This is a genomic window from Salinibacillus aidingensis, assembly GCF_055393355.1.
In genome coordinates, this window is the sequence record NZ_AP043759.1 from 2,523,409 (window position 1) to 2,536,121 (window position 12,713).

At 42.3% G+C, this 12,713-nt stretch carries 10 protein-coding genes; 5 read left to right on the forward strand and 5 right to left on the reverse strand.

Translation table 11 applies throughout. The annotated features are described in order from the left end of the window. Positions 1–19 precede the first annotated feature (19 nt). The 4 genes from ACZ5OK_RS13460 to ACZ5OK_RS13475 are packed head-to-tail and all read right to left on the reverse strand — an operon-like array spanning position 20 to position 5,124. Positions 20–1,249, reverse strand: a complete 1,230-nt coding sequence (locus tag ACZ5OK_RS13460) for a hypothetical protein (RefSeq protein WP_343842534.1) — start codon at positions 1,247–1,249, stop codon at positions 20–22. Beyond that, a complete protein-coding gene (locus ACZ5OK_RS13465; protein WP_343842532.1) occupies positions 1,242–2,435 on the reverse strand; it encodes a DUF58 domain-containing protein in 1,194 nt (397 codons plus the stop codon). The genes ACZ5OK_RS13460 and ACZ5OK_RS13465 overlap by 8 nt, the downstream gene beginning before the upstream one ends. Before the next feature lies 1 nt (position 2,436). After that, on the reverse strand, positions 2,437–3,393 hold the full coding sequence (locus ACZ5OK_RS13470) for an AAA family ATPase (protein ID WP_343842530.1): 957 nt from the start codon (positions 3,391–3,393) through the stop codon (positions 2,437–2,439). Between the two features lie 24 nt (positions 3,394–3,417). Further along, the gene (locus ACZ5OK_RS13475; protein ID WP_343842527.1) at positions 3,418–5,124 is read right to left on the reverse strand and encodes a PucR family transcriptional regulator; all 1,707 of its coding nucleotides are present in this window, start codon (positions 5,122–5,124) and stop codon (positions 3,418–3,420) included. 202 nt (positions 5,125–5,326) lie between these two features. Between ACZ5OK_RS13475 and ACZ5OK_RS13480 the strand changes: the two genes are divergently transcribed. The 5 genes from ACZ5OK_RS13480 to ACZ5OK_RS13500 all read left to right on the forward strand — a co-directional run bounded on the left by ACZ5OK_RS13480 (position 5,327) and on the right by ACZ5OK_RS13500 (position 11,587). Next, positions 5,327–6,523 carry a cystathionine gamma-synthase family protein gene (locus ACZ5OK_RS13480; RefSeq protein WP_343842525.1) on the forward strand — a complete coding sequence of 399 codons (1,197 nt, stop codon included), beginning with the start codon at positions 5,327–5,329 and terminating at the stop codon, positions 6,521–6,523. A 36-nt stretch (positions 6,524–6,559) separates the two neighbouring features. After that, positions 6,560–7,771 (forward strand): M20 metallopeptidase family protein, encoded by a 1,212-nt coding sequence (locus ACZ5OK_RS13485; protein ID WP_343842523.1) that lies wholly within the window; start codon positions 6,560–6,562, stop codon positions 7,769–7,771. Positions 7,772–7,785: 14 nt separating this feature from the next. Further along, complete coding sequence (locus ACZ5OK_RS13490; RefSeq protein WP_343842522.1) at positions 7,786–8,829, forward strand: homoserine dehydrogenase; 1,044 nt, start codon at positions 7,786–7,788, stop codon at positions 8,827–8,829. Between the two features lie 46 nt (positions 8,830–8,875). Next, the gene (locus ACZ5OK_RS13495; protein WP_343842519.1) at positions 8,876–10,312 is read left to right on the forward strand and encodes an aldehyde dehydrogenase family protein; all 1,437 of its coding nucleotides are present in this window, start codon (positions 8,876–8,878) and stop codon (positions 10,310–10,312) included. Between the two features lie 63 nt (positions 10,313–10,375). Beyond that, entirely contained in the window at positions 10,376–11,587 is a 1,212-nt protein-coding gene (locus ACZ5OK_RS13500; protein ID WP_343842516.1) for a M24 family metallopeptidase, read from the forward strand. Between the two features lie 604 nt (positions 11,588–12,191). Here the strand turns inward: ACZ5OK_RS13500 and ACZ5OK_RS13505 are convergent. Then, complete coding sequence (locus ACZ5OK_RS13505) at positions 12,192–12,611, reverse strand: GNAT family N-acetyltransferase (RefSeq protein ID WP_343842514.1); 420 nt, start codon at positions 12,609–12,611, stop codon at positions 12,192–12,194. Between the last annotated feature and the right edge of the window lie 102 nt (positions 12,612–12,713).

The window sequence follows — 12,713 nt, forward strand, 5'->3', positions numbered from 1 at the left end:
GAGGAGGGTGACCGGTTTCCTACTGGTCATCCTCCTTCTTCTTTTCCCTGTTCATTAATTCCTGTTTCTTCTTGTCCAGTTCTTTCTTTAATCTTTTTACTTCCCGAGGTGTAGTCTCCTCTTCTCCATAACGTACCTTTTGATAAGTATCGACGGAAGATAAAGGCAAATCAATTCGCGTAAACCAATTCTCTATGGTTTCATGCGGCTTGCGACCAAATCCATGCTTTATGGCAAATTGCTCAAACTGAAAAAACAACCGCCGCGCCTGATGATTCGGTTTTCTGGAAAAGCGCTTTAAAAGTGAGGTTCGCAGACGATCGTTTTCACTACTTTCCAGTATATATTCAACATCAGACGGATTTTGTTTCGGTTGATAGCCAACGAGCTCCCTGCCGAAAAACTTCTTTGCAAGCAAAATAGCCACGATAAACAGCAGAATCATTCCAATCCATAACAATACATTTACGGACTGATTAATGACGGAAGCTGCCCCGTCGTTGACAAATTGATACTGATTTTGATTCATGTCTTCGTTCAAGGTATTCATAGAAGACTGCTCTGAATCCTCCACCTCTAACTCAGTTATGCCTGTTAAATCAATCCCAAGCCCGATAAACTGTAAAACCGCTGTGAGCATAACAGCTACTCCCTCAAGCATTAGCCGAAAAACCGCTCGTACAGGAGTGAAAACCATAAAAACGAGAAGGCCCATGGACAGAAAAATAATACCGAGCAGCCCGGGAAGCTTCATAACCTGCTGAACAGGGACATCCTCCGCTGTATGCCTTTGAATGGATGTATACTGCCTCACATAAAACCCTGCATACAGCAGAAAAAATTGCAGAACCGCTACCCAGATCACTTCAGGTCGGGAAAAAATCAGCACCTCTATAACTGCTAGTGAAAAAGTTATAAGCAAAACGTTTTTTTCGTTTTCGAAACTTCCCTCTTTTAGTTGATGGATAAATAAGAGGATCAGGGTGAGTGCCAGCACGATGGAACTGAACCAGGATAACTTTAATAATTGAGTACAAAACAGAATGACAACCGGTACTGTTAGAATATACGGAGCATACGTTTTAACCCTTTGCCTCATTTCAATCAGAACGAAACCGATGAGAAAAACCATCAGTAAATATTCCGGCAATGGCAAAAACTCATTCAGCAGATATAGGACAGGCACACCTATCAGATAAATCACGAGTGTCTGTTGCAAAAATAACAGGAGAGAGTTCCACTTATCCATACTGTTCACCTGCTTTAAGTGCCGGCTCCAGTTGTGCCCCGGATTCAAATTCCTTTACTTGATAGACATTCATGCCCTGCTTCTGCCATTTAAGCAGATAGAATTGATTTTCCTCATATAAATCCCCAAAGCAGACGACTGTTTGGGGCTGCTCCATTCGCTGGTCCACTTGCTGAAATAACCGGGAAGGATGAATGAGATTTTGTTCTCCCGATATTTTTGCCAATATCTCTAACGCCTTACGTAAATGCTCCTTTCCTATTCCTGATTGAAGTTTTCCCTGATTGGTATTGATACAGAGCTCATAGGAAATTCCCTTCCTCGTCAGGTACTGACAAACATAAGCTACATAAGATAATCGATTTTCCATATTTTCATCCCAATGAATATTTCCCAATCGTGTTCTGGCACTGAGGTTAACGATTAATACCCAGGTGTGATCCCTTGTCTTTTCAAACACTTTCGTCTGTAGATTTTGTCTTTTGGCCGATGCCTTCCAGTGAATCCGATGAAAGGCGTCATTGTGATAATCTCTTGTTCCAATTGGCTGCATTACATCCTCAAACGGTGAAAATCGGGCCCTCTGCTCCCCTATCGTGTCGTAATTGGTTTCCTCCATTCCAGAAACAGGTAGCGTGGCTGGATACACAAGTATTTCTGTCGGATAAAAGGGACGAAGCTTTAAGAAAACGGACTGGAAATGGATAAGATGCGGAAATTCGTATTGAATATTAGTCATTCGAGTAACCCCTCGGTTTACAGCCTTTATGGCGACCCTCAACCTTGTCTCACCTTTTGAAAGAACAGACAACGGAATTTCATAATGATTCTTGCCCCTCACCCTTGTTGCCTTAAACTTAACGACCTCGATAACATCCTCGGCCCGGAATGAAAGCTTTCCATTAACCATAGGAAGCTGGGATTGATGTTGAAAAACAAAATGAATCGTGGACTCCTGCCCGGGAAAAAGCCTGATTTGCTGCTTGGAGTCATCCAGCGTTAAGCCTTTACCTGCAATACGGTCATATCCCTTACTGAGTATGATTAAGGCCAGTAATAAACCTACAAGCAGAAACAATAAAGAACGCTGGAAAATTAAACTTAAAAAGAACGTGAGAACCGTAATAATGGTGAGAAGCTCATAATACTGGCTTTGGCTATCCTCAAACTGTTTGTCCCACTGCATATTACTCGCTTTCTCCAATCTCTACCGGAACTTCTATTAATTCCAGAATATCAGCGATCACCTTTGACGGATTCTTCTGCAGCGATGCTTCCATGGATAACACAAGCCGATGAGCAAAAACGTAAGGAGCCATTTCCTTTATATCCTCAGGTCTCACATAGTCTCTTCCTCTGATAAATGCTCTGGCCTGACAGACCCGCATAAGGGCAAGGGCCCCTCTTGTACTGATTCCGACCTCAACATCTGCGTGCTGCCTGGTTTGCCTTACAATATTTAATAAATATTCGGTGACAGCATCTCCCATACGTATGAGTTTGACTTCCTCCTGCAAAGACAAAATTTCTTCCTTTAATAAACTTGGCGAAACAATATCATTTAAGGGCTCGTCCGTCCGGTATATATGCAGAATCTCCTTCTCTATATCAAAAGAAGGATAATCCATACTTACCTTCAGCAGGAATCGGTCGAGCTGGGCTTCCGGAAGAGGAAAGGTTCCCTGATTTGACTCAATCGGATTCTGGGTTGCAATCACCATAAATGGGGGTTCCAAAACAAGGGTCTCCCCATCTATGGTCGTCTGTTTTTCTTCCATGACCTCCAACAGACTTGACTGAGTTTTAGGAGTCGCACGGTTGATTTCATCGGCTAACAGAACATTGGTCATCACCGGCCCTGCTCGTAATTCAAATTCCTGTGTCTTTGGATTATAAAATTGAATGCCTGTAACATCTCCAGGCAGAACATCCGGGGTGAATTGTACACGTCCAAACCGGCCGTCGACTACTTCGGCAAAGGTCTTCGCCAGCTTCGTTTTACCGGATCCCGGTACGCTTTCCAACAGAACATGACCATTGGCTAATAAGGCTGCAAATAAAAGCTCAATGGCATCATCCTGTCCCATAATTACCTTTTTGATTGCGTTGATTCCTTTGGTTATTTTAGCTTGTACTGAATTCATGATATCCCTACTTTCTTCTACAAATTAAATGACATCATTGCGGTTCTCCAGAATCCCTAAAGTCCAGAGTCTTATGCAGAGATTAATAAGAAAGAGATCATCAGGTTTATCCAGATCACAGTCGGTCAGTGATTCAATCTTCCGTAAACGGTAAAGGAGCGACTGCCGGTGCAGATTAAGCTCTCTGGCTGTTTGACTGACATTTCCCCTGTTCTTGTTATAAACTGAAAAGGTATGCACAAGATTAATGCCCCGCTCCTGATCATAGTTTAATAACGTCCCAATCGTCTGATCTGTAATGTTCTTCAGTTCCTTGTCATGAACAAGATTCATGAGAGCCCGGTCCACCCTCGTATCTGCATACATATTCTGAAAGCCGGGTCCTTTTTGACGACGACCTATTTCCAACGCTTTCTGTGCCTCCTGATAGCTTTCATAAAAACGGCGGAGGCCTGCCGTTTTACTAATTCCCCAGCTAAAAACCAGCTCAGGTATGAATTGATTTAACCGTTTATCCAAATGCTGAAAAAACTGTTCAACGGTTTCTGTAACCTGATGATGGTTTACCTCCAGATAAATAATGAAATGATTACGCTGAAAGGTGATCATCGTTTGACTGGCCATCGACTTTCCGGAATAATAAATTTCATCCTCAATTCTTCTCGTAATCGTCTGCTCCCAATTTTCATAGGTGGATTGGTCCAGGTTTTTCTGAAATACGTCCATAAAATTTTCAGGATAGCCAATGATGCACACATAGGGAAGATTTACATTGTATTTTAAGGACTTAGCCCTTGATAGCACCTGATCCCAGGAGGTATCCTTTTCCTTTGCTAAACTCCACACAAAATCATCTCTTAGCTTTAGTTCCGTCTCTATGATGGTATTTTCCTTTAAAAAACAGAGGGCTATGGCTGTGACGGCGTGCTCCAGCAGGTGTACGGTCTGCTGTCCCAATAAATAATCCACGTCATCATCTGTCAGCCCTTCCACAATGACAAAACCCTGGATTTCACTGGCTGAATGAACAAGAAATTGCAGGACATTTTTTCCTTCAATCGACATTACACGGGCATTCGGTGAAGTACTGTAAGGATGGTTATTTTCAAAAGAAGTGACCATGAAGCGATAGTCCTCTGATTGGAGAAATTCTGTCCAGGTTTTTTCCAGTTTTGATGCACCTCTGCTTTTTCCTTTTACCCGTCCTCTTGTATCCGTAATAATGACACCTTTACCCAGCTTCTTTTCAATATAATCCGCAACATCATACAGGCTGCCATTTTTTAAAATAAGGTTCAGCAGTTCTTGTTGGGTCTCTTTATTTTTTTCGACAAGACGCTCTTCCTCCTGTTTTAATGCATGCAGTACCACCTGGATGGCATCAGCAAACCGAATTTCCCAGGGCAGCAAAATAATAGGAAAGTCCTGCTGATTCGCAAAATGAATAATCCTTTCTGGCAGCTTATGAATGTATCGTCCAATCGCAATCGCGAGACCAGATGCCTCTGATTCAATTACCTCTTTCACAAACTGAAAGAGTAACTCCTCATCATCCTTACATCCCACACCTGTAGTTAGTACAAATTCATTTTTCCGGACAAAATTTTCTACCGGCATTTCAATCACAGATATCCACTCTACAATGGAATCACGAATGGTGTGCTCATCAGTAACAACGGAACCCTCATCAAGCAAATCCAGCTGTAAAATCTCCTCCATCGCCAGTCTCATCAGGATCCCTCCCGTTTCCTTTTGCAAAATGACAAAAGAAAAAAGAATATTTTCATACAAATTTGCGAATATTCAATTTTTTATTTGTATCATACCATAAAAATAAATCGATTCCTATCACATTATCTTTTACAGCAAACATCGCAAATCTCTTTGTTAAAAAAACTTTTTATTTCACAAATATGAAAGGAGAGGTTGACCCATGACAAAGGATCATAACCTGACAAATGCAACAAAAACCGTTTGGGCTGGCGAGAAAGAATATTTGGTTCATGGAGCCACACAGGTTCCGGTTGTACACAGCGTTTCCTTTGGTTACGAAGACATTGACGAATGGTTTGACGTAGCTATTGGAGAAAAAGACGGACATATTTACGGGAGAAATACCAATCCAACCGTGCAGTCCTTTGAGGATAAGGTGAAAATTTTAGAAGGAGCAGAAAGTGCCACAAGCTTCTCAACAGGAATGGCCGCCATCAGTAATTCCCTTGCTACCTTCCTGCAGCCTGGTGATCGGGTTGTAACGATTAAGGATACCTATGGGGGAACGAACAAGATTTTCTCTGAATTTCTGCCAAAGCTGAATATTGATGTCGAACTTTGTGAAACAGCCAACCATGAACAGATGGAAGAAGAAATTGCAAAGGGATGCAATATTCTCTATTTAGAAACACCTACAAATCCAACGGTCAAAATTACGGATATTAGAAGAATGGTTAAAGCGGCTAAAGCCGTGGATGCACTTGTGTTTGTTGACAATACCTTTGCAACACCTATGAATCAGAATCCGCTTGCACTGGGTGCTGACCTAGTGATTCACAGTGCTACCAAATTTTTAGGCGGGCATGCCGATGCTCTTGGCGGCGTCGTTGTTGGCAGTGAGGATTTAGTCGAGCAGATTTTCCATTACCGGGAAATTAACGGGGCCACCCTTGACCCAATGGCTGCCTATTTACTTTTACGCGGTATGAAAACACTTGATATAAGAAATGAACGCCAATGTGCTAGTGCAATGAAAATCGCCAACTATTTAAAACAGCATGATGCCATTGAGGATGTTTTCTATCCAGGACTTGAAGATCATCCGAATCATGACATTGCTAAAAAGCAAATGAGCAATTTTGGAGGGATGCTGAGCTTTTCCCTCAAAGATGGTCTGGATGGAGTAAGGGAATTCTTACCAAAACTTCAATACGCTAATCGGGCCGCCAACCTTGGTGCCGTTGAAACTGTTGTAGGTCCTGCCCGTACAACCAGCCATATTGAATGCACACCTGAAGAACGAAAAGCCCTCGGAATTCCTGAAGGGTTAATCCGTTACTCTGTGGGGATTGAGGACGTAAATGACCTGATTGCTGATCTTGAAAATGCCTTGTCCTATATTACGGTAAAAAGCTAGGTAAATGAAGCTTTGTTTCAAGGAGTGATCCTTTGCATGAACATACACCCGGAAGCTCAGGCGATTCACGATGAATTAATCAACATCAGACGAAACCTTCATCGTCAGCCGGAATTAAGCTTTAAAGAATATAGAACAACTGAATTTATTAAAAGATATCTTCAAAGCATCGAAGGATTAACCGTTCATTCAGGGAAAGAAGCGATTGGATTAGAAACAGGTGTTGTCGGTTCCATTTCCAATGGGAGTGGACCGACAATCGCCATTCGCGCTGATATCGATGCTTTACCCATCTTAGAAGAAAATCAGCATGAATACCGTTCACAGAATGATGGTGTGATGCATGCATGTGGTCATGATGCTCACACCACTATTGCCCTCGGTACTGCCAAAATCCTGGCACAAAAAGTAAGGAAAAAAGAGCTGACGGGAAAGGTCAAATTTATTTTTCAGCCTGCTGAAGAGGACACCGATGAAAAGGGATGGACCGGAGCCCCCTACCTGGTTCGTGCAGGAATTCTGGATGATGCAGATGCAGCGATTGCCCTTCATATGGATCCTGTTCAACCAGCAGGCACAGTTACAATCAATAAAGGATACAGTATGGCAAGTGTCGATACCTTTAGAGCCTCAATCTATGGTTCAGGTGGGCACGCCGCTTATCCACAGCAGACTTCCGACCCTATCAGAATGTTAGGCAGTATTTTACCTGCTATCCAGAGTATTTCAGGTCGGACGGTTTCTCCACTTGAACATTCCGTTTTATCGGTAACACACATTGGAACGACACCATCCTATAACGTCATACCTAATGAAGTCCATCTCCAGGGAACCATTCGCAGCTATCATCCGGATATTCGCAAACAGCTTAAAGCAGAATTGGAACAGACACTAAAAATCTCACAATCTATGGGAGGAAGCTATCAATTAGACATCACTCACGGGGAGCCTGTCCTGTACAACCATCCTGCTATCACAGACTGGTTTGAAACCACAGTCTGTGATTTATTCCCTTCGTTTACGATTAAGCATGAACCATTTGGGATGGCAGGAGAGGATTTTAGTCATATAGCTGAAACGGTACCGAGTGCCATGTTGTTTCTTGGAGCAAAAATAGATGATCAGCCAAACCGCGGGCTTCACATGCCTGAATTTGATATTAATGAGAAAGCTCTGATATATGGGGTTAGTATCCTTGCCGAAACAGCCTGCCGGTTTTTAAAAGGAAGCTATTCATTCATTCAATAAGGGAGGGAATGATTATGACCCATAAAATTGCCTTTATCGGCTTTGGTGGAGTCGGGCAGGGGTTATTGGACATATTGTTAAACAAAGGAAGAAATCTGGCGAACAATTTAGGATTAGACATCGAGGTTGTAGCGATTTCTGACTTAAAAAAAGGCTCCATTTACCATCCTGATGGCCTTGATTTACAGCGAATCGCTGCCATTATGGATGAATCAGGCCAATTAGAGGATTACCCCGAGGAAGATGGACTCATCAAAGGCTGGGATAGTTTAACGACCATTGAAAAGTCTAACGCAGACACCATTGTCGAAATCACCTATACAGATGTTCAGACGGGGCAGCCCGCAATTAACCACTGTAAAGCTGCTTTCGAGAATGGCAAAAATGTCGTTATGAGCAACAAAGGTCCCGTAGCCATTGCTTACGATGAGCTTAGTGAGCTTGCAAAAGATAGAGGTGTAAGCTGGGGCTTTGAAGGTACGGTCATGAGCGGAACACCCGCACTTCGAATGCCCCTGATTTCCCTGACAGGAAATGAAATACAGGAGATTCGCGGCATCCTTAATGGAACAACGAACTATATTTTGACGAAAATGGAAGAAGGAATGACGTATGAAGCAGCACTGAAGCAGGCCCAGGACCTCGGATATGCCGAAGCCGATCCGACAAGTGATGTGGAAGGCTATGATGCCCTCTATAAGGTTGTCATTTTAGCTAATGTCATTATGGGAATCCCTCTGACAAAAGAAGATGTACTCTGTAAGGGAATCTCCAGCCTGACCATAGATGATGTTCACGAGGCAAAGCAGGAAAACAAACGCTGGAAGATGCTCGGGCGCATCACCAGACAGGATGATCAAGTCTATGCATCCGTAAAGCCTGAAAAAGTAGATATGACGGATCCCCTTGCCGGTGTTCAAGGTGCCATAAACGCCACCACCTATGAATGTGACTTATCAGGACCGATTACTTTAATGGGCGCGGGTGCCGGCATTATTGAAACCGGATATTCTCTCTTAATTGACATCATTAATATGGAACGAAAGGTCATTCAATAGACAGTCCTTTATGGATGAAAATTTGAATCGAAAGGAGTGTTAAAGTATGAAGGCACAAGTGGAGCAAGTGAAAATGTGTATCGGCGGTGAATGGGTGAATCGTGAACAGAAGATTGATGTGTTCAATCCACAAAATAATGAACTGATTGCCAGTGTCCCCTCCGCAAGCAAAGAAGACATGATCAACACCATAGAGGAAGCGAAAAAAGGGGTGGACAATGCTGCAGAACTGCCTGTTCATAAACGAATATCCATCCTGAATCGGGCTGCCAGTCTATTATCTGAACGGAAACGGGAATTTGCGGAAACCATTGCGAAAGAAGGAAGCAAAACGATTACAGAAGCCAGTAGCGAAGTAAACAGAGCCATTGAAACGCTGCAGATCAGTGCCGAGGAAGCAAGGCGTATCAAAGGTGAAACCATATCCTTTGATCAGCGACCAGGCAGTGAGAATCGTGTAGGATATTACTACCGTTTTCCAATTGGACTCATTGCCGCCATCACTCCTTTTAATGATCCGCTAAATCTGGTCGCACACAAAGTGGGGCCGGCTGTAGCAAGTGGAAATGCATTAATTGTAAAGCCTGCATCCACAACTCCTTTAAGTGCTCTTAAACTGGCCGCTTTAATGGAAGAGGCCGGATTGCCCAAAAAAGTACTCAGTGTCATCACCGGCCGTGGAAGCGAAATAGGCGATTTACTGATTGAGCATGAGGATATACGAATGATTTCATTTACAGGAGGCGTGGAAACAGGCCAGGAAATTACCGCAAAATCTGGTGTGAAAAAACTTGGGATGGAGCTTGGCTCAAATTCCCCGTCCATTATCCTGGATGATGCCGATGTTGATCAGGCTGTTGAATCGACGATATCCGGATCCTACGCAGCTGCCGGTCAAAACTGTATAGGTGTTCAGCGTATCTATATAGCAGAAGGCGTTTACGAGGACTTTAAAACAAAATTTGTAGAGCGTACGAAACAGTATGTCACCGGCGATAAAATGTCACCGGAAACGGATATGGGTCCGCTCATTACAGAGAGTGAGGCCATCCGGGTCGAAAATTGGGTAAATGATGCCGTCGATCATGGAGCTGCTTTACTTTGTGGCGGTAAACGGCACGGAGCCTATTATGATCCTACCGTACTGGAGCAGTTACCTGATAACTGTATCCTTGCTTCAGAAGAGGTTTTTGGACCTGTCGTTATTCTTTATTCTGTCTCTGACCTTGATGAGGCAATCACAAAATCAAACAATGTTGATTTTGGACTGCAGGCTGGAATTTTTACAAAAAACCTGGAACGCGCATTTGAAGCGATTCATAAACTAAAAGTAGGCGGAGTTATGGTCAATGACAGCAGTGATTATCGCATTGACGCTATGCCTTTCGGAGGTGTGAAAAATTCAGGACTTGGCCGGGAAGGCATTCAATTTGCCATCCATGAAATGACAGACCCTAAAGTTGTTTGCTTCAATTTACCTTAAAGCATTTCAACCCGGTCAATAGGCTCTTTGATGTCAGAAAGCTGCACGAAAGGAGTGAAAAGGATGTTTACGGTGGAAGAATACAAAGAAAGAATGCGAAAAACAAAGGAAAAAATGAACGAACAAGGAATCGAAGTCTTATTGCTGGTTAATCCTTCAAACATGAACTATTTAAGTGGATATGACGCCTGGTCTTTTTACGTTCACCAGATGATTATTGTGATGATTGATGAGGAACAGCCGATCTGGATCGGCAGAGAAATGGATGCCAATAGTGCCCGCATTTCGACGTGGATGAACAATGATAACATTATCCCTTATCCTGATGACTATATACAATCCGACAATAAGCATCCTATGGATTTTGTAGCGAATATTTTAAAAGAAATTGGGCAGGCCAACCGATATATAGGAGTTGAAATGGAAACCCATTATTTCAGTGCGCTCTCTTATTTAAAATTAATCCATCATTTACCTAATGCAACTTTTAAGGACGCTGATCAGCTCGTCAATTGGGTAAGATGCATTAAGTCTCCACAGGAAATTGCCTATATGAAAAAGGCCGCTCAAAATGCTGAAATGGCGATGCGAAGAGCCTATGAAACGATTGATGCCAATGTCCGGGAATGTGATGTGGCTGCCAATATCTTTCAGGCGCAAATCAGTGGAACAGCCGAACATGGCGGCGACTATCCAGCCATTGTACCGATGATCCCGTCCGGAAGAAAAACATCAGCTCCTCACTTCACGTGGACCGATGAGCGCTATCAGGTGAATGATCCGGTTATTGTTGAACTTGCTGGCTGTTATAACCGCTACCATTCCCCTCTTGCCCGAACCATGGTCATAGGCGAACCATCCTATCAACTGGCAGAGACTTCTAAAGTCATTGTGGAAGCCCTTAATGAGACGCTTGATTTCATCAAACCCGGAGTAACCAGTGAGGAGATTGAGGAAGTCTGGCAAAGCAACATTGCAAAACATGGGTTCTATAAGCGATCACGACTCGGATATTCCGTAGGCTTAAGCTACCCGCCTGACTGGGGAGAGCATACAATCAGCATTCGCCCTGGAGATCAGACAGTTATTCAGCCAAACATGACCCTGCATTTAATCCCGGGATTATGGTATCACGATTTTGGAGTTGAAATCAGCGAGGCAATCAGGATCACCGATAACGGCTGTGAAACTCTTGCTGATTTTCCAAGAGAACTCTATGTAAAAAATCCAACCCCTTCCCTTTATGTAAATGGAACGACATTGCCGAAGTATTAGAGGGGTTCCGCTATAAGGGAAAACACAAAATTTTGCATCAACAACGACAATGAAATTCACATTGTATAAATATTAGTTATCACTATAAAAAGGGACTTGGAATTTTTCCAGGTCCCTTTAGCATGGAACTCCTTTAATTGAATTGAATGAACGCACCTGAGAGTTCACAACAATCCCTTTTATCCGTGAAGTCTATACCTCTATTCATTACCGATGCCCTTTTTTGAATTCAGAACAAACATTGATGCATCCTGACCCATGAATAGCTTGTTCCCAGTATAAAAAGTTTTGTATTGAATATCCCTATATAAGAAATGATGCTTCGAACATAAAGTGGCCATTTACCCAGACAAGCCCCGTTAGCTTATTACTCACTACGTTTTTCTAATAGCAAATACAGAATAACAACCAACATTATAAAATTAGCAATTTGGAACATTCCTGAAATGTCTAAAATACTTTGAACCAGTGGAACTTGATATAGTATAAACCCCAGAATAAGTGAAGCCAAGACTACTAAGACACTATAAAGCATAATTCCTCTCCTTATATTTCATCTATTGTTTTCTTCCAGATAAGTCCCTTAAGAACAAGAAGAAAAACTTTATTCTTGTCTTGATTTCCTAAATCCATAAAACGATCGAAAACCAAGTCCTTCATAAAATGAACGAGATGAACAATTTGCAAGTAATTCAATCCTTGTGGCTGGATATTCATTATGTAAGTAGTGAAGGAATTCTTTTCCTAATCCTAATCCCCGATACTTTTTATCAATTAGCAATTCACAAATAAACAGGCTTATACGAGTATCAGTAAATCCTCTTAAATAGCCAACTACTCCTTTACCCTTTATTTCAATAACAAAGGCTACATTTGAATTTTTCCACGCTTCCTTTGTATTCAAAGCATTTTCGACTAAATTCGTCCATCCTTCTTCTTTGTTTAAATCCTGTATTCTATTAAAGTCCTTTTCTTTATATGGTCGAATGACTCCCTTTATATTATCTTTCAAATCTATATCCATAATAAATTCCTTCCCTAAGAATTCTAATGTTCTTCTTTAAAAATCCTGTCAGATAGCAAATTGATTCGGAAAGTCAGCTATACCTTCTCGTCACTGTCAGAC